This is a genomic window from Mycoplasma wenyonii (assembly GCF_003265155.1).
Classification (GTDB): domain Bacteria; phylum Bacillota_I; class Bacilli_A; order Mycoplasmatales; family Mycoplasmoidaceae; genus Eperythrozoon_A; species Eperythrozoon_A wenyonii_C.
The window spans coordinates 17835-36755 of record NZ_QKVO01000001.1 but is presented as its reverse complement, the minus strand read 5'-3'; the positions used below and the strand labels follow the sequence as shown (position 1 = coordinate 36755).

At 33.1% G+C, this 18921-nt stretch carries 15 protein-coding genes and 6 tRNA genes; 16 read left to right on the top strand and 5 right to left on the bottom strand.

The genetic code is table 4. From position 1 onward, the window contains the following. Positions 1–367 precede the first annotated feature (367 nt). The 12 genes from DNK47_RS03610 (at position 368) to DNK47_RS00140 (ending at position 10811) form a co-directional block, all read left to right on the top strand. Positions 368–1144, top strand: coding sequence for a His/Gly/Thr/Pro-type tRNA ligase C-terminal domain-containing protein (locus DNK47_RS03610; RefSeq protein WP_258393868.1), 777 nt, complete (start codon positions 368–370; stop codon positions 1142–1144). Position 1145: 1 nt separating this feature from the next. Beyond that, positions 1146–2456, top strand: a complete 1311-nt coding sequence (locus DNK47_RS00185) for a glucose-6-phosphate isomerase (protein ID WP_112664934.1) — start codon at positions 1146–1148, stop codon at positions 2454–2456. A 110-nt stretch (positions 2457–2566) separates the two neighbouring features. Continuing rightward, entirely contained in the window at positions 2567–4069 is a 1503-nt protein-coding gene (locus DNK47_RS00180; protein ID WP_258393867.1) for a phospholipase D-like domain-containing protein, read from the top strand. A 4-nt stretch (positions 4070–4073) separates the two neighbouring features. Then, complete coding sequence (locus DNK47_RS03400; protein ID WP_181454129.1) at positions 4074–4226, top strand: hypothetical protein; 153 nt, start codon at positions 4074–4076, stop codon at positions 4224–4226. Between the two features lie 45 nt (positions 4227–4271). Next, complete coding sequence (locus DNK47_RS00175) at positions 4272–5273, top strand: ribose-phosphate diphosphokinase (protein ID WP_112664933.1); 1002 nt, start codon at positions 4272–4274, stop codon at positions 5271–5273. Next, positions 5260–6543, top strand: coding sequence for a tyrosine--tRNA ligase (tyrS, locus tag DNK47_RS00170; RefSeq protein WP_309250880.1), 1284 nt, complete (start codon positions 5260–5262; stop codon positions 6541–6543). The genes DNK47_RS00175 and tyrS overlap by 14 nt, the downstream gene beginning before the upstream one ends. A 23-nt stretch (positions 6544–6566) precedes the next feature. Then, positions 6567–7922: a signal recognition particle receptor subunit alpha gene (locus DNK47_RS00165; protein WP_258393866.1), complete on the top strand. Its 1356-nt coding sequence runs from the start codon at positions 6567–6569 to the stop codon at positions 7920–7922. A 38-nt stretch (positions 7923–7960) separates the two neighbouring features. Further along, positions 7961–8038, top strand: a tRNA-Arg gene (locus DNK47_RS00160). Between the two features lie 13 nt (positions 8039–8051). Next, the gene (gene rpsF / locus DNK47_RS00155) at positions 8052–8465 is read left to right on the top strand and encodes a 30S ribosomal protein S6 (RefSeq protein WP_258393865.1); all 414 of its coding nucleotides are present in this window, start codon (positions 8052–8054) and stop codon (positions 8463–8465) included. 14 nt (positions 8466–8479) lie between these two features. Then, positions 8480–9016: a single-stranded DNA-binding protein gene (locus DNK47_RS00150; protein WP_099197270.1), complete on the top strand. Its 537-nt coding sequence runs from the start codon at positions 8480–8482 to the stop codon at positions 9014–9016. Between the two features lie 8 nt (positions 9017–9024). Further along, positions 9025–9345 carry a 30S ribosomal protein S18 gene (gene rpsR, locus DNK47_RS00145; RefSeq protein WP_112664931.1) on the top strand — a complete coding sequence of 107 codons (321 nt, stop codon included), beginning with the start codon at positions 9025–9027 and terminating at the stop codon, positions 9343–9345. A 26-nt stretch (positions 9346–9371) separates the two neighbouring features. Next, on the top strand, positions 9372–10811 hold the full coding sequence (locus DNK47_RS00140; RefSeq protein WP_112664930.1) for a replicative DNA helicase: 1440 nt from the start codon (positions 9372–9374) through the stop codon (positions 10809–10811). A 12-nt stretch (positions 10812–10823) separates the two neighbouring features. Here the strand turns inward: DNK47_RS00140 and DNK47_RS00135 are convergent. From DNK47_RS00135 to DNK47_RS00115, 5 genes are all read right to left on the bottom strand, one after another. Beyond that, positions 10824–10911, bottom strand: a tRNA-Leu gene (locus DNK47_RS00135). A 14-nt stretch (positions 10912–10925) separates the two neighbouring features. After that, positions 10926–11000, bottom strand: a tRNA-Thr gene (locus DNK47_RS00130). Positions 11001–11002: 2 nt separating this feature from the next. After that, positions 11003–11077: transfer RNA gene (locus DNK47_RS00125), tRNA-Val, on the bottom strand. 2 nt (positions 11078–11079) lie between these two features. After that, positions 11080–11155, bottom strand: a tRNA-Glu gene (locus tag DNK47_RS00120). 9 nt (positions 11156–11164) lie between these two features. Beyond that, a tRNA-Asn gene (locus DNK47_RS00115) sits at positions 11165–11239 on the bottom strand. A 101-nt stretch (positions 11240–11340) separates the two neighbouring features. Between DNK47_RS00115 and DNK47_RS00110 the strand changes: the two genes are divergently transcribed. The 4 genes from DNK47_RS00110 to DNK47_RS00095 all read left to right on the top strand — a co-directional run bounded on the left by DNK47_RS00110 (position 11341) and on the right by DNK47_RS00095 (position 18878). Next, positions 11341–12519, top strand: a complete 1179-nt coding sequence (locus DNK47_RS00110; RefSeq protein WP_112664929.1) for a YitT family protein — start codon at positions 11341–11343, stop codon at positions 12517–12519. Continuing rightward, a complete protein-coding gene (locus DNK47_RS00105; RefSeq protein ID WP_112664928.1) occupies positions 12519–13973 on the top strand; it encodes an aldehyde dehydrogenase family protein in 1455 nt (484 codons plus the stop codon). Before DNK47_RS00110 ends, DNK47_RS00105 begins: the two co-directional genes overlap by 1 nt. Positions 13974–14276: 303 nt before the next feature. After that, positions 14277–16232 carry a DNA gyrase/topoisomerase IV subunit B gene (locus DNK47_RS00100; protein WP_112664927.1) on the top strand — a complete coding sequence of 652 codons (1956 nt, stop codon included), beginning with the start codon at positions 14277–14279 and terminating at the stop codon, positions 16230–16232. Beyond that, a complete protein-coding gene (locus DNK47_RS00095) occupies positions 16233–18878 on the top strand; it encodes a DNA gyrase/topoisomerase IV subunit A (RefSeq protein ID WP_112664926.1) in 2646 nt (881 codons plus the stop codon). Positions 18879–18921: the final 43 nt, after the last annotated feature.

The window sequence follows — 18921 nt, the reverse complement described above, 5'->3', positions numbered from 1 at the left end:
TTCTGAAAAAGATGATCTCAATAGTATTGTTGCTTTAAGACCTACTAGTGAATTACTATTTACTCATTTTTTTAAAGAAAGAATTCAAGAAAGAAAGATTAAATTACCTATTCTTTTAAATCAATGATCTTCTGTTTATAGATCAGAAAAAAATACTAAGTTATTCTTTAGAAGTAAAGAATTCTATTGACAGGAATTACATTCAATTCATGTTTCTGAAGATGAAGCCAAAGAATACTTATTACTAATAGATGCAATTTACAAGAAACTCATTAAGAATCTACTATGCATTAGTTATCTGGGGGGAGAGAAGACAAAGCTAGAAAGATTTCCTGGTGCAGAACAAACTCTAACTAATGAATGTATTTTGCCTGATGGTCAAGTGCTTCAACTAACAACTTCTCATTATCTCTCTTCTTTTTTCGCAGAATTACTGAATATTAAGTATTGAGTGAATAATTCAGTTGCTTTGACTCCAGTGCAATTGTCCGCCGGATGTTCCACTAGACTTATTGGTTCAGTAGTTCAGATGCATAGTGATAGATTAGGTTTGGTTCTTCCTTGAGAGTTGGCTCAAGAACAAATAGTTGTGGTGATTTTTGGCGATTTAAATAAAGAGAATTCAGAAAAATATCTTTTTACTTTATGTGAGAAATTAAATAACTATAGATTCACTATAGAAACTCTTTCTGGATCTTTAGGACAAACAATGTATAGATTAGAGAGGCTGGGAATCCCCCTAGTAATAATAGTTGGTCAACAGGAAGTAGAAAATGCTAGAGTTACTCTGAAAGTCAGAATCTTTGAAGAAAAAATAAGATGTAATCTCTTTGAATTAAAACAAGAAGTTAGTCAGATAAAGAAGAATTACACCAAAGAGTTATTAGATAGAAGTAGTCAACACTTTTCTAGTTTTGTAGTTAAGACTAGAGAATGAAAAGAGTTAGTTAAGCTGATTTCTGAGGGAAAGGTTGTGTTAGCTCCTTGAAAAGATGAGCTAGAAAATGAAACACACTTTAAAGCTCAAAAGTATAATTTCTCTATTAGATGTATAAAGAAGAAACTACCTCCAAATACTAATTTTTGCTGTGTATTTAGCGGACAAAAAGCAAATTGTTTAGCTTATTTCGGGAGAAGTTACTAGTATGTCTGTAAGTCTGAATATAAGTTTCTTGAAGGCAATTAGTCAAGATGAGATAAGGGCATTGTATGCAAGCAAACTTAAAGAAATCTTTAATAGCTTGCAGTTGAAGCAGGCTAAAGGGGTTGAGATGACAGGGTGAATTCCCTGAGTTTTTGAAGATCACAAGGAAATATTTGATAAAGCTAAGGGAATTAGACAAGATTGAGTTGATAAAGGAGTAGAGGTTGTAGTAATAATAGGAACAGGAGGTTCTTATCTCGGGAGCAAAGCTTGCTTAGAGTTTGTAGAGCAACCTAGCACTACTAAAAAGTTCTTTGAATTCTTATTTGTTCCTTATTTTTCTTCTAGATTTCTTGAGGAAACTATTAATTATTTAAAGAACAAAAAATTTGCTGTAGTAGTTATCTCTAAATCTGGCGGGACTTTAGAAAGTGCAGTTACATTTAGATTCTTAAGAGATTTGCTTTTTGAGAGAGAAAGAGAAAAACACAATGAGTTCATTGTTGCCATAACAACTGATGGAGAAGGATGTTTGTATGAACTAGCCAAGAAACATAACTACCATATTTTTGGAATAGAGAAGAGTATTGGGGGAAGATATTCCACCTTAACTCCTGTAGGGTTAGTGCCAGCAATACTAAGTAATATTTCTGGAGAAGAATTAATGGCTGGAGCCAAGGCCTGTTATGAAGATTGTTATCACTTAGATTATTCTTCTAATGTTCCCTTTCAATATGCAGCTTACAGAAATTATTTCTTTGAGAATAAGAAATTAAGCTCTGAATGTTTAATTGCTTACGATCCTCAAGTTAATGGAATACTTCACAAAATGAAACAATTGTTTGCTGAATCAGAAGGAAAAGGCGATAAGGGATTAATGCCTGTAATATTGGACTTTACTCCTGATCTCCATTCAGTTGGCCAGTTACTACAAGAAGGAAATACTTCTTTCTTTCAGACCATAGTTTGAGTTAAAGATGATAATAGAAAAGATGAATTAAAGGTTCAAGGAACTGTCTTTGGAAATGAAGATAAGTTAGATTGACTTAAAGACACTAGCTTAAGAGAGATAAATCAAGCAGCCTTTCTTGGTACCGTTAATGCACACAGAGACTTAAAAAATATAAGTGTTTTGGTTCTGAATGTAAATGATTGATCAGCGTTTACATTTGGTTACTTATATTTCTTTCTTTGTCTTTCAGCTATGTTTTCTGCTTATTTATTTGGACAAAATCCTTTTGATCAACCTGGAGTTGAAGCCTATAAATCTAGAATGGTTGAGAACTTAAGAAATAAAAATAAACAAAACTAAGCTATACGACGGAACAGTTAGAAACATATAGGTCACTTAAGTCTTTCAGAATATGTGGATTAGCTCTTTCAGTTTTATTTCTTAGTCTTTTTTTAACTAGCCTCCCATTCTTGGGAAGCCCAGCAATAGGAGTAAGTCTATTATTTAGTTCTTTAATAGGTAATTATCTTTTAAGTTCTTATACGGTTTTTAGGTTATTTGGGAATTTCAAAAAAAGTAATGTACATCTAATCTTTTATGTGGCTTCCTTTGTCTTTGTGCCTTTTGTCTTTCCCATTGGATATTTCTTACTTTGAATGGACAAGTTAAATAGCGATTTAATTGGAAAATATCTTGAATCATTACAAAGACATCAAGATTATGAAGGTAGATTTCTTAACTTTAATAGAGATAAGAGTTGAGTGCCTGTTTTTCTCAGAAGTAAGAAAAAGAACTTCAATAAGTTAGTTAAATACAACCAATTAGCTTGTTACAGATATTTAACTCAAGGTAATTCAGCTCAAATAATAGATAATGCAAAAGATTGTTTATTTTGCTTAGTTCAGCTTATTAAGAAAGCAAAAAAGTTCATACATATTGAGTACTACATATTTTCTGAAGGATATGTATTTAACTACTTGATTCAATTACTGGAACAAAAGATTAAAGAAGGAGTTGAGGTTAGGTTAATAGTTGATGGTTGAGGTAACTTTTTCAAGATTTCAAAGAAGGCTCAGAAAAGAATTAAGTCTTCAGGAATTAAATACAGGATATTTAATCCTCTATTTACTAAAGGAAATGAGCTGTGATGGAACTTTCGAAACCACAATAAATTGTTAGTGGTAGACAATCAGTATGCATTGTTTGGAAGTTGTAATGTCTCAGATGAGTACTTCAATATAACTGACAAGTTCTTTCCAACCTCTGAACTATCTATCTCGTTAGAAGGAGAGATAGTTAATTCTTTAAATGTATTGTTTGCATTCCACTGAGGCTTAATTCAACCTAAAAAGGAGGAGAAAGAGTTGGATATGTTACTTGATTCTCAACATTATTTTGGATTTAATCATCAAAATAAAGGAAAGTTAGAGTTACAATTAGTTCCTTCTTCTCCTTTACTAGAGGATAGGCCTATTAAGACTAATCTATTGAACTTAATTCTTTCAGCAGAGCAGGTAATAAGAATTTCAACTCCTTACTTTTATCCCCCAAAAGATATCTTGAATGCTCTTAAGTTCGTTAGTCAGATTGGAGTAAGAGTACAAATTATCTTGCCTAAGGAAGCGGATCTTAAAGATAAGGTATTAAGAGTTCATAGAAAACTATTATCTAGCTTTGCCTCCAATAATATAGAGATTTATGAGTATCTAGGTTTTAATCATGAAAAATTAACAATAATAGATGATGAAATAGTATATTTTGGTACATACAATTGAGACTATAGGTCACTGTATCTCAACTTTGAAAGTTCTTTATTAATAAGAGATAAGGAGATGGGAAGACAAATGAGAGTATTATTCTTAAAGAGATTAAAAAATAGTCACTTGATTGAATTAACTGACTGTAGTTATAAAAATAAAGTATTACCTAATATATTCACTAGTGTGTCTAAATGGTGTCAATTACTAGCTTAGTTATTTGGGAACCATTAAGAGTAAAGAGCTAACCAAAAAGAAAAGAGCTAGGGTCTTATTTCAGTTGTGTTTTGAAATTCATTTACTTAGAGTTCCAGCTTTATTACAGTCATTAACTCCTTCTGAAGTTGAGTTAGATTTTTGGGATTGAACCTAAAAACTTAAATAGATAATATAGAAACTTTTAAATATTTATTTTTAGGTGGTAGATTCTTCAGACAGCCTTTATTTCCATATAAATATTTCTGAGACTCTTAAAGACAACTTAGAAAAAGAGTTTAAGCTCCCTTTTTCAGAACTTAATATCTTTTCATTTCCAGATGGAGAATATTTTGTTCAACCAAAAGTTTCTGTTAGGGGAAAGAAGGTCTTTCTCTTACACAGTCTTTCTGCTCCTGTGAATGAAAACTTTATGAAGTTATTGGTGACTATTGATGCCATTAAGAGAGCTGCCGCCAAAGAAATAAATCTCATTATTACCTATCTTGCTTACTCAAGACAAGATAGAAAGACAGAAAAAAGAGCCCCAATAACTTCAAAACTTATCTCTAATCTAATTAGTGTTTCAGGAGCTAATAAGATAACTACTTTAGATTTACATTCTGATCAAATTGAAGGTTTTTTTGATATCACCATTGACCATTTATATGCTGTGCCATTATTCGCTGAGTACTTAATAAGAACTTACGGCTCTAAATTAAGGGAGTTTGTGATAGTCTCTCCAGATTTTGGAGCCACAAAGAGAACCAGAGTACTTTCTAATTTACTTTCAATTCCTATTGTCATTATGGAAAAGATTAGAGGTAAGAAAGGGGAGATTAATGAACACACTGTTTATGGAGATGTTGTAGATAAAAAATGTTTGATATTTGATGACATTATTGGTACAGGAGGAACTGTTATATTAGCAATTAAAACTTTGAAGAAATTAGGAGCTAAATCAACTATTATTTGTGCCACTCATGGTTTATTTAGTGGACAGGCTTGAAGTCTTTTTGACTCAGCTTATCAAGAAGATTTGTTTTCTGAAATTCTGGTTTCCGATAGCGTTCCTTTACAAGAAAAAAAAGATTATGTAAAGGTAATCAGCTTAGCTAAGTTGTTGTCAAAAGTAATAGATATTTACTCTCAAGGAATAGGTTCTTTATCTAATATCTATGAATCTTTTAAATCTGAAGTATTACAGTTAAATTCAAAAGTTTAGTGATTTTTTAATTTACACAGCCTTTACGCCTTTCTCCAAGAGAAGTAACTTTTTAAAAGAACTTAAGAGTAGAGGGGTAATCTATAACTCAACTTCTCTAGAAGGATTAGAGAAGTTATTGGATTTTGGTTTAGGGATTTATGTTGGATTTGACTTAACCGCCAATTCTCTGCATTGAGGACACTATTTACTTCTTTCTGTTTTAAATAGAGCTACTCAATATCAAATACCTACAGTAATTATTTTGGGAGACTTTACTACCCCAATCGGAGATGCCTCTTGAAAGGCTGATGAAAGAAGATTTTTAACTCCAAAGGAAAGAGAAAATAACTTGAAATACATTCAATCTCAACTAAAAAGATTAGTTCCAGATGCGGAGATAGTATTGAATTCTCAGTTTTATTCTTCTTTTTCCATTTCTTTTTTGGCTGAGTTGCTCCCACTTTTTAATGTTTCTACTTTGCTTGCTAAAGATTTTTTGAAGTTGAGACTCCAACAAGAGACCTTAAATATGAAAGATGTGTTTTACCCTGCATTACAGTCTTATGATTTCTACTGTTTAGCTAAGAACAAAGGCATAGGCATTCAAGTCGGGGGTCAAGATCAATGAGGCAATATCACAACTGGAATTGAGTTCATAAGAAGAAAACAAGAGAATTTACAAGTTGGGGGCTTTACCATTCCATTATTGACTGATTCTTCTGGAGTTAAGTTCGGGAAGAGCACTAAAGGAGCTTTGTTTTTAGATAACTTTTTAAGCCCTGAATATAAAGTCTTTCAATACTTCTGAAATCTGTCAGATTTACAACTTAGAAATTTAGCTAATTTTGTGTTTTCTATTTCTCAAGAGGAATTAGAGTTACCTCCTCAAGAATTAAAACCAAGAGTTATTAAGGAACTATTTTCTCAGGTTTATTCATTAGAGAAATTTGAGAGAGTGAGCAAAATCTCTGATTGATTGTTTGACTCTAAGAGATTTATTGAGTCAAGTCAGTGAACCAAAGAAGAACTAAAGCTTTTAATGGAAGAGATTCCTTCTTATAGTTCTGCAGAGTCAATGAATCTTTCTGGTATTTTGATTCAATTGGGTTTGTCTAAATCTCATAGTGAATCTAAAAGATTAGTTGAACAAGAGAAGTGTATCTTTTGTTTTGGAAAGAAATTAACTAATCACAAAGAGAAATTAGATAACTCTCTTTCTAGATACTTTTATTTTTTAATTAGGAAGGGAGAAAAAGAATTTGGAATCTTTAGGTTAATTATTCATTAAATATGCTTTTGCTTTCCAAGATTTTGCAAAAAGTTTTAGCAAGAAAAATTAAGCATAATTTTCTGGCCAGAGTTATCGGAGAAAAAGAAATGGAACTAATCTTCGAGGAATTGAAAAATGAATTTATTAAAGCCGATGTCAATTATGAAGTGGTTGAGCAATTTTTTCAGGAAATAAAAGAATCTTTGAAAGAGGAAAAAAGACTTTTTATGGGAAAAGAAGAGGTTCAATTAGAGCTTTACCAAAAGATTAAAGATAAATTAATTAATTCTCTCGGGATTGAGGCAGAACCTTTAAAGCTTAGAAAAAAAGGGAGAGACAAGTTTCTTTTAATAGGTACTAATGGTTCCGGAAAAACTACCACTGTAGCTAAACTAGCCTATTATCTTAAAAACAAAAAAGGGATTGAGACTATTGAGACAGTAAGCTTAGATGTCAATAGAGTTGCAGCTTTTGAGCAACTTCAACAATTAGTTACTCCGCTAGGAATAAAGAGTCACTTTATTAAAGAATTAGATGGTGAGGGGGGACTTCAAGAATTTGAGGAACAATTAAAAAACAGAGAGGTTAACTCTATTCTTTATGACAGTGGAGGAGTTTTACCTAAGGACTTAGAGGGATTAAGTTATCTAAAAAAACTTAGCTCTATAGTTAATCCAACTGAAACCATCTTAGTTTTAGACGCTTTGGCCGGTCAAGAGTCTTTAGAAATAGTTAAGTTATTTTGTGAAAGTATCACTGTAGATAGTTTGATAGTTACTAAATCTGACTCAATGTCTCCATTGGGGGCAGCTTTATCAGCTCATTATTTCTATAAGTTACCTATTAAGTTCTTGGGAGAGGGAGAAAGTATTGAAGATTTAGTAGTTTTTTATCCTGACAGAATTGTCTCTAAGCTATTGGGAGAAGGGGATGTTCAAAGTCTTGCAGAGAAAATTGAGGAGAAAGAGATTGATACCAATGTAGCTGAACAATCAATTTATAAATTCCTTAAAGGTAAGTTTGATTTAGGAGACTTAATTATTCAACTCAAAGAGGTTAAGAAACTTGGATCTTTTGGAGGTTTATTGAAATTTTTTCCACACCTAAGTGGCTTGTCAGAAAAACTTATGAGTCAATCTTCAGTAGTTGAAGAAGAATTTGCAAAATGAGAAGTTCTAATACAGTCAATGACTCCCTATGAAAAGAAAAACCCAAAGATTATTAAGGCTGAAAGTAGTAGAAGAGCAAGAATTGTTAGAGGTTCAGGTAGAAAGGTAGAAGAGTTAAATAGATTAATCAATAAGTGAGAACAAACAAAAAAGAAAGCCGAAGAAATTGGTCAAAAGATGTTAAATAAACAAGGAGATTGAACTAATATATTTGAATATCTCAAGTAATGACCCGAGAAAATATAATAATTCAAGAAGGTAGAGCTGTAGCAATAGCTCAATTGGGATAGAGCACAAACCTTCTAAGTTTGCGGTTGTAGGTTCGAGTCCTTCTTGCTACGCCATATTTAATTAGTTTTGCCTAAGTATGAGATTATGTTTTTGGTTGATTCTGGCTGCTCGGAAGAAGAGTCAGAAAAAGAAGTAGCTCCTTTAGTAGATTTATTTAAAGAAGAAGAGGGTTACAGTTTAAGTGTTTCTTGGTCTGATAAATTAGCTTATCCGATAAAGCATAAAACAGAGGCTCACAGATATCTTTTAAACTTCACAACTTCTAATTCAGAAAAGCTAGAAAACTTCAAAACTTTGTCGAATCTTAATCCAAAAATCCTTCGACACCTAATTATTAATATAGAGAAAAATTACGGGTATCGTGGCAGTGTTAATCCTAAAAAAATACAAGCTGCAGAGCGTAGAGCAAAGAAATATCAAGAGTTTAGAGCTAAGAAACAAAAAACTGGTTTTAGAGTTGGCACCACAAAACCTATTTAATTCTTGCTAACCCAATGCTTCCAAAAGGGTATCTCATAGGGAACTTCACAGCTGATCCAGTCCCAGGAATTACCAGTAGCTCTTTAGATTATTCAAGATTTTCAGTGGCCTGTAGTGAAAATTACACTAGAGCTAATCAATCAGCTAAGACACATTACTACAATTGCATTGCTTGGGGGAAAAGAGCACAATATATTTCTACTTATCTAAAAAAAGGAGATAGTGTATTTATAGAGTACACACTTTTAACTAACAATTACACCAATATAGAAGGCAGAGTTATTAAAAGAGTAGATTTGCAAGTAGATAAGATAGAAATGCTTTATCAAAGACTGAATAAGGCATTTGAGTCAAGTAACTTAAGTAATACTGAAAATAATTCAGAAGATAGATACTTACTGAAGAATCAAGAAGAAACTTTAGTAGATAACAATATCTCTAATTTACCTGAGATAATGACTACTGAAACAAGAGAAGAAAATTATGAAACTCCTGAATCATCTCCAGAACTAGAAGACATTTACAATATGAACAAAGAAATCGAGGATTAAATTAGAGAGTGGATACTCAAACAGAAAACCAAACCCAAACCACAACTACCGAACAACCAGTAAGTCCCACCTCACAACAACCTGCCCCAGCACAATTTGTTCCTAAACCTAAAAAACCACATAGATACAGAAAGCCTTGTTGGATTTGTAGACAAGGAAAGTTATTAATAGATTACAAAGAAGTTGAATTTCTTCAAAACTACCTGAAAAGATACAACAAGATTTTGATTCACAAGATTTCTGGAAATTGCTTAAAACATCAACATCAACTTACTCAAGCTATCAAGAGAGCAAGATATATTGGTTTGTTACCTTTTGTAGCGGATTAATTTCTTGTAGTTAAAATTCTTCCCCCGTGCAGGAGGGAGAAAGCAAGAAGTCACTCACAGAGTTAGATATTGCCTGAGTTGAAAGGGCTGTCCTATCTTCCTATATATACAACTATGCAGATGTTATTAATCTCTCAGAGATAGAAGCTGTTGCACCAGAATTTTTTCAAAATGCAATACCTAGACAGATATTTCAAACGTTATTAACTCTAGAGGTTAAGAATGGTTCTTTTGATCCTATTCTGATCTATGAATCCTTAAAGAGCAATAATCAATTCAATCAGAGTTTTTTAGAAAGTTGTTCAGATTATCTAACTAATTTACCTAGAAGGGCTAATTTCTTTAATTTCAGAAAATACCTAGAAATATTGAGAAATAATTGAGTTAAGAAAGAGTTAAATAATTTGTCTCAAGAGATTCTACAAACTAGATGTAATTCAGACATTATTAATGACTTAATTGCTAGATGAGAAAAGTCTTTCTTAGAGATTACCTTAAAAGACAGAAAGCTTAACTATTTAAGTTCTAAGGAGGTAGTAAAGTCTTATGACTATCTAGTAGAAAGTAGTCAAACACAAGAATCTGATCGTTATTTAACCTCCGGATATTCCCTTTTAGATTTCAAGATTAAAGGATTTAAGCCTGGACAATTTGTTGTTATCGCTTCTAGACCTGGAGTTGGAAAAACCACTTTTGCTCTTAATCTAATTAACAATAATCTTCACAAGATCTCTCCTCCTTTTAAGGCTGAGAAAGAGAATGCCATAGGAATTTTCTCTCTAGAAATGATTAACGAAATCATTATTGAGAAATTGATTGCAATTGATTCCAAAACAGAGTTGTATACCCTCCAAAGATTAACTGAAGGAAAAAAGGTTCAAGACCTCTATCTAGGGATAATAGAGAACTCTAAGAAAAGACTTTCTGAAGCTAACTTGTTATTTTGCGATGATGCCAACATAACTTTAGGAAAGATAATTGCAACCATTAAGTTATGAGCCCGTAAATATTCACTAAAGCTAGTAATTATTGACTATTTACAGCTAATTAATCTACCTTTAGACAAGGAACTAAATAACCTAAATCCTACTCAAAAAATCAGCTTAATTTCAAGACAACTCAAGATTCTTGCAATGGAATTGAATATTTGCATTCTCTCTCTTTCTCAACTAAATAGAAAGCTAGAGGAAAGAAGAGGGTCAGATAGAATTCCTGTTCTCTCTGACTTAAGAGATTCTGGTTCTATTGAACAAGACGCAGACATAGTTATCTTCTTATTTCCTAGCTTAGGTAAAAAAATGAAGGAAGTTGTTGAACTAGAAGATGAAATAGAAATGGTTGGAGATGAAGAACTTAATTACTCTACAGAAATCTCTTTAAAGATAGGAAAAAACAGATATGGTCCTACAGGAATTATTAGATTCTTATTAGATAAAGAGATAGGGAAGTTTAGTGTAACAAAATAGATAGCCTTAAATTGGTGCGTTTAGAGGGGATCGAACCCACACATCTTTCTAAGATACTAGCTCCTAAGGCTAGCGCGTCTGCCAATTCCGCCATAAACGCATATCAACGTAAATTGGTGCCGAATACAGGATTCTAACCCATCTCAATCGATTACAAGTCGACCGCTTTTACCACTAAGCTAATCCGGCTTTGGTGGGTTGTAAGGGATTCGAACCCCTGGCCTACTGCTTGTAAGGCAGTTGCTCTCCCACTGAGCTAACAACCCTTTGGCGATCTGTATGGGATTCAAACCCATGCATGCATGCGTGAAAGGCATGTGTGTTAATCACTTCACCAACAGACCTTAATAATTTGGCGGCCACAGCAGGGATCGAACCTGCGACCAAACGGTTAACAGCCGTTTGCTCTACCACTGAGCTATATGGCCTTTTCAGAGTTCAAAATGAAATACCATTTGGCCTCTAGGAGACCATATGAGTCTCGAATTGATTGTAAATTCTATTTGAATATAATTTCTGACTAATTTCTGTGTCAGCCTTTCAATTGAACTATCAAAACTCTGATTCTACAATACTTGGAGACACAAGAAAACTCTCTTTTAAAACTACAGGAGGACTTTCTTTTCAGAGGGTTTGGTCTTTAAAGAATCCAAGAGCCAAAATGGCTCTAGTACTTCTTTTATCTTTTTGTTCAGGATGTCTTAATTTCTTTTTTGTTGAAAGAGTAGCTTTATATAACCCTGGATTACTTTCTATTTGGCAGTCTATAGGTAGGTGTGTAAAGGGAATTGCGGGGGAAAAGGCAGATGTAGCTTATTTAATACTTTTCTGAGTTTTCAACTCTGTAATTAATTTGGTTATGGCTTTGTGCACTTATAGGGTAATTGGAAAAGAAATGACTAGATTGAGTGTTTTGTTTATAGTGGGATCTTCTGTTACTGGGTTGATTTTGTCTAATTTACCTCAGGAATGGGGTTTCAAAGAATTCTTTTTGTTTTCTAATCCATTTGGAAAAAATGGTTCAACAGAACAGAATGGGAAAAATCTCTTTTTAGTTTGGGATAATGCAACACAATCTGCGGGACCTAGTCAATCTCCAGTAAAAAGTGGAATCATTATTTTGTTTATTTATGCAATAGTCTTTTCATTTCTTAATGCATTAATAACTTCTTTGCTATATGCACTTGGAGGTTGTGGCGGGGGAGTTGATTGAGTTATTTTCTATCTATTTAGGGCTAAGTCTTACTTTGCAAACAAGTTAATTTTTTACACTAGCTTTTGTTTTTGCACCTTTTCTTATATAACAGGGAGTTATATTCCTTGGGCTACAAATGGAGGGGGAAGTAAGCCAGCTAAAGAATTACTTTCTAACTTCTTTTCTCCACTGTTTTTTGCTTTATTAATTGCCTTATTTGTTAGAAGATTTATATTTAATGTCTTTTACCCTAGATTTAGATTTATCAATGTAAAGATCTTTACTAATAAGTTCTTAGAAATTAGAAATGAGTTGATAGATAGAAAATTCCCTCACAGCTTTACAATAGTCCCCTCTTTTGGTAGTTATAGTCTAAGATCTCAAGCCCAGCTTGAGTTCATTTGCTTATTAATAGAACTACAGGAGTTAACTAAGGTTGTGAGAAAGATAGATCAAAACTGTTTTATTTGTTCAATTCCTATTAGATCTTTGAATGCAAGAATTGAGATGTAATGCATAAAGCCAATAGTTATATAAATGGAGAGATTGTGGATGCAGATTTACCTGAAGAGAAGCTCTATTCTCCTTTAACTGGAGAGTGTGTTGGAACAGTTCCATTATTAGATGAGAAACATAAGAAGTTAATCTTTGAGTCTGCACAACAAGGCTTTGAGAAGTGAAAGCAAGTTGACTACAAGACCAGAGAGAAGTTTATGTTTCAGTTTGGTTCCAAGCTAAAAGAGAACTCTAGACTCTTAGTTCAATTAATTAGGTTAGAGACTGGAAAAACTGAAAAAGACGCACAAGAAGAAGTGGATAGGAGTATTGAATACATAACGGAGACAACACATGCTTTTGATAGATTGATGCAAAATCCTAAGTGCTTTAATTCCGAGAAATATCCTTTAATCTCTGATGAAATAGAGGGAATATTCTACAGAGTACCTTTAGGAGTTTCGCTAGTAGTTACTCCATATAACTATCCAGTAAATACTGTCATTATTAAGATTGTTCCAGCAATCTTAATGGGTAATTCAGTAGTGTTGAAGTGTTCTATGTCGGGCTCTTTGTGTGGTTGGTTACTTTCCAAGATATTTAATGAACTGTCTTTAGATAATTATTTGATAACTCCAGGGGTATTGAATTTCTATACAGGCAGGGGTTCAGATCTATCTAAGTATTTAGTAAAAGAAAAGCCTAATATCTCAGCTTTGTCATTGACAGGGGGAAGAGAGGCAGGAATTGAATTATCCAGAGCTTTGCCGACAATCCCTCAGTCACTTGAGTTAAGTGCTTTAAATGTAGCTTTAGTTCTAGAGGATTATGGACCTAACTCAATTAAAGAAATCATTAAAGGTTCTTTTTCTTTGAGTGGGCAGAGATGCACTTCTATTCAGTTAGCTTGTGTTGAATCTTCAGTAGTTGATAGGTTTTGTGAAGAGTTAATTGAGCAGATGAAGGATGTTCAACCTTCTCGAATGCCCTTAAATAGTCAAAGAGCTATTAAAAAACTTAAAGAGATTTATGAAGATTGCTTAAATAAAGACTCACAACTTTTAACTCCGAAGATTGATTGAGATCAAATCCAAAACAATATGGTACCAAACATAGTATTTAAGGGTGTCACTTTTAAGCATTTATTAGCTAATGAAGAAGCATTTGGACCGATATTAGGAGTTATTAGCTTTGAAGATGTAGAAGAAACAATTCAGAAAATAAATGACTTGGGATATGGATTACAAGCCTCTATATTTAGTGAGAATTTAGATAAAGCTTCAGGACTAGCACACCAGTTAGAGGTTAGTAGAATTCATCTGAATTTAGCTCCGTCTAGAAGTCCAGATATGTTACCTTTCCCCTCTTCAAGAAAGTCTGGGAATAGCGAGCAAGGAATAGTTAATTCTTTATATTTCTTCTCCAAATACAAGGGAATAGTTTACAAAAAACAACTTGAAACTGAAGAATAATTTACTTTAAAATTAAAAATTAAAGACTATTGCAATTTTCAGTGTCAGAAGATATTAAAAGCATTGTTAAATGTTTGATTGATTTATCTATATCTTTCGAAGAACATAACAAAATATTAGAGAAACACAACAGGATATTAGAAAATATTGATCGACAATTAGAAGTTGTGAATGAGAACTTAAATTTACTTGCTTATAGATGTTATTAGTTGAAGACATAAATAATATATATAAGGAGTTATTAAGTGTTTTTTAAAACTTAGCATCAATAGGGTTAAGGGAAATTAATTCAATAATTAAGTAATGTCTGACGAGGAAACAAAGCCAATAAATAATTATGATGACAAATCTATTCAAGTTCTTGATTGGAATGCACACATTAGAAAAAGACCTGGGATGTATATTGGCGATAAGGGACTTGGAGGGTTACATCACTTAATTTGAGAAGCACTAGATAACTCTGTAGATGAAGCAGTAGCTGGTTTCGCAAACAAAATAGAACTAGTTATTGAAGAAGATCACATAGTTTCAGTAGCAGACAACGGCAGAGGGTTACCGACAGGATTGAATGAAAAAACAGGCCTCTCAAATATAGTTACTATCTTTACTTCTATTGGGGCTGGAGGTAAGTTTGATAACTCTAGCTACAAAATGTCTGGGGGGCTTCATGGAGTAGGGGTTAAATGTGTTAATGCCCTTTCTACTTTTCTTGAAGTTGAAGTGAAGAGAGGAGGGAGGTTTTATAAGACTAGATTTGTAGATGGTGGAAGGTTAGAGTCAGGGCCGGACTGAACAGAATTAGAGGATAGTTCTCTTTCTGGAACTAAAGTGAAATGACAACCAGACTTTGAAATTTTTGAAGAATTTGAATATGACCTTGGACTAATTAAAGATAGGTTAGAGAGACTTTCTTTCCTAAATAAAAACATCTCTTTTAGTTTCGAACATAAGCCTACTCAAGAAAAAGTATCTTTCCTTTCTGAGGGAGGTTTAACAGACTGAGTAGAAAAGATTAATGCAAACTTACAACCTGTTCACTCCATTCAAAATATTGAAATTACAGAAACAGAGGTCTTAAGAAAAACTAAAAATGAGGAAATAAAGAACTTATTAAAGCTGTCACTTTCTTTTCAATATGTCGAAGATAGAGAAGAGCCAGTAATTTACAGCTTTTGTAACAATATTCCCACTTCTTTAGGAGGAACTCATTTAGAGTCAGTTAGAGATGGTATTTTGGAATGTATCAGAGAATATGCCTTTGACCATAAGATGGTTAAGGACAAATATGACCTAAAAAAAGAAGATGTTACAAATGGTTTAACTGCAATTATCTCTCTTTACTATACAGACCCGATATACAAAGGACAAACCAAAGAAACCTTAATTAATCAAGAAATTAGAAAAAAGATCAAAGAAGAAATAGATAAATGATTCCACTTATTTTTTCAAGAAAATGTGGAAGCAATGCAGGCCATATTGACTCATGTTGAGGAAGAATACAGAAAAAGATTACAAAGAGAAAGAGTTCATCTTCTAGATAAGGAAATTCAAAGAGAAAGCCTATTAGACTTTGCGGGGAAGTTAGCAGACTGCACTATTAAAAATCCTGAACTTTCTGAACTTTACATTGTTGAGGGGGATTCTGCCGGTGGCTCAGCGAAGAGCGCAAGAAATAGAGAATTTCAAGCCATTTTGCCAATCAAAGGTAAGTTGATTAATGTAGAAAAAAATACTAATGTAGGAAAGAATTCCGAAGTTAGAAATTTAGTAACAGCTATTGGTTGTGATTTTGACAAGAAGTTCGATATCAAAAAGCTGAAATACAACAAGATTGTTTTAATGACAGATGCTGATGTAGACGGTGCACACATTAGAGTTCTTCTACTAACTTTCTTTCACAAATACATGCGTCCGTTAATAGAAAATGGAAATATTTACATAGCACAGCCTCCTCTATACAGAGCATCCTCTAGAAAAGAAACCATATATCTTTTTGATGACAAAGAGAGAGAAAAGTTTGAACAAGAAAGAAATAAGTCAAAATCTTTTGAAATAAATAGATTCAAAGGGCTGGGAGAGATGTCTCCTACCCAATTGTGAGAAACCACTATGGATCCAAAAACAAGAACCTTTCTGCAAATTACCAGAAGAGATTTTGAAGAAACACAAGCCGCAATGAATAGATTAATGGGTAAACACGTAAAACCAAGAAGAGAATTTATAGAACAGAATTATTACAAAGCAGTTTTGGATATTTAGTTGAGCTCAAAACTTTCTAGTACTTTAGAAAAGCTCTTAGGGGCTTTAGCAGATTCACAGGTAAAAGAGCAGAACTTAGTTTCAGAGGCTGAACAATCTTTTCTTGACTATTCCCTTTCTGTTATTACTTCTAGAGCACTTCCAGATCTAAGAGACGGACTTAAGCCAGTTCATAGAAGAATTCTTTATGCTGCTTATGAAGAAAAGATGTTTAGTGATGCTAGATTTAGAAAGTCTGCTACTCTAGTTGGTGCTGTAATGGGGGCCTATCACCCCCACGGAGACAGTTCTATTTATGGCGCGTTAGTGAGATTAGCTCAAGATTTCAGCATGAGATATCCATTATTAGAAGGGCAAGGAAACTTTGGTTCTATTGATGGAGATGCTCCAGCAGCCATGCGTTATACCGAAGTGAAAATGAGCAAACTTGGAGAAAAATTCTTAGATGGGATTAAGGAAAATTCAGTAGATTTTGTTCCTAACTATGATGGTTCAAAAGAAGAACCAGTTATCTTACCTATTGTTGTTCCTTCAATTCTCTTGAATGGGGGAGATGGAATTGCAGTTGGAATGGCTTCAAAAATTCCTTCTCATAACTTAAAAGAGTTGTGTCAATTAGCAATAGCACTGTTGGACGAACCTTCATTACATGAATCACAGATGTTGGAGATAATTAAAGGGCCTGACTTCCCTACTGGCGGACTAATTTTAGGTTACAAAGGAGTTCAGAAATATTTATTAACTGGTAAAGGATCATTCAGAATAAGAGCTAGAGCAGAACTAGATTGAGAAAAAAACCAAATTATTTTCACTGAAATTCCATATGGAGTTAAAAAGAATAGATTAATTAAAAAAATCGCTCAATTAGCCAGTGATGAAAAAAATCCTGAGTTTACAGTTCTTCCTTTATTTCAAAGATTTATTAAGCATATTAGAGATGAATCTAACTTAAAGGAAGGAGTTAGATTAGTTATTGAATGTAGACAGGAAGCTCCGCTTGAAACGATACTTAACAACCTTTATAAATATACTTCCCTTCAACAGCCTTATTCAGCTAACTTAACAGTATTAAGTGTAGGTACAACAGGACAAAGAGAACCTAAAACCCTCGGAATTATCCCAATATTAAAGGAATATCTTGCTTATCAATTAGAGGTATTAATTAGAAGAACTCAGTTCAATCTTGAAAAACTAAGAGCTCGAATTCATTTATTGGAAGGAAGAAGGATAATAGTGACAGATCTCAAAGAAGCTATAGACATTATTACTCAAGAAGATGAGCCTGAGAAATTAATTAAAGAAAAGTATTCTTTATCAGATGTTCAAGTTAAAGACATATTTGATCTTCCAATTAGACAACTTAAAAGAATTGAGTTTCAAAAGTTAATTGATGAACTAGAAGAGAAGACTCGATTCAGAATAGCTCACGAGGAAAGATTGGCTAGTAAAGAGTTACAAAATCAAGAAATCAAAAGACAACTTATGGAAATTATGCAAGAGTATATAGATGACCAAAGAAGGACTCAAATTGATTTCACCAAAGGATATTCATTAAGCCAATTAGACCTAATTCCAAAAGAAACATTGGCAATAGGAGTTACTCACAAAAACTTTATTTCAGCTTTGCCTTTAGAAGTAATTAAGTTGAGTGGACGCGGAACTAAGGGTGCGGATGTTGGGAATTATTCATCTAGGGATTTTGTGACAGATTTATTGTTCGCATCCTCTCATGACGATTTATTTTTGTTTACTAATTTGGGAAAGGTTTATAAGGTTAAGGGCTATGATATCAAAGTCAGCAACTCAAACAAGTGAACAAATAAGCCTCTTGCTATCAAGAATTTACTTGGACAGAAAGATTCTTTGTTTCAAGAAGATGAAAAAGTAATTCAGTTAATTGCTATCACGCCAGAAGATTATGAAAAGGATCTTTATCTATTGTTTGCTACCAAAAAAGGTTTAGTAAAGAAAACTCGATTGAGTAGCGAGCAAAGATTAACCAAAGAAGGAAATGTAAGAATACACAATAACTTCAAAACCATTACTAGAAAAGGAAAAAGAGCAATGAAATTATTTAAAGGAGATGAGCTGAAAGGAGTAATCAAGATTAAGGATGACTCTGATATATTATTGACTTCTCCTGACGCAAGAATGCTTAGATTTAATGCCAAAGAATTAAAAGAAAGAAGTAGAGGGGCCGGAGGAATTAAGGGAATTAGTCTCTTTAAGACAAAGAAGGGCAAAAAGATTTATGTAGGTGATTTGGTTTCTGTTTCTTCCAGTTACGAGGGAGATAAATTGTTAGCAATTAGTGAAGAGGGAAATGGAAAGATTAATGAATTAAGTGCTTTTAAGGTTCACAAAAGAGGGCAGAGAGGATGAGTCGCATACAAGACTGATAAGAAATTAGTTGCTTGTGTCGCGATTAGAGGGGATGAGGAAATTGCGTTAATGACCAAACAAAATCACTTAAACAGATTTAGTATTGCGAAGAACATATCAGTCCTAAAAGGAAGAGATGCAAAAGGAGTTAGGTTAATTGACTTGGCGAAAGACAAAAAAGATAAAGTAATTCATTTCGCAAAATATGTCTCCTTAGAAGATAAATTAGAAAAGCCTACTGAAGAAGTTACTGTAGAGGAATAATTTAGTCTATTTTCCTCTGAAATGGGGAGATAGAACTTTTAAA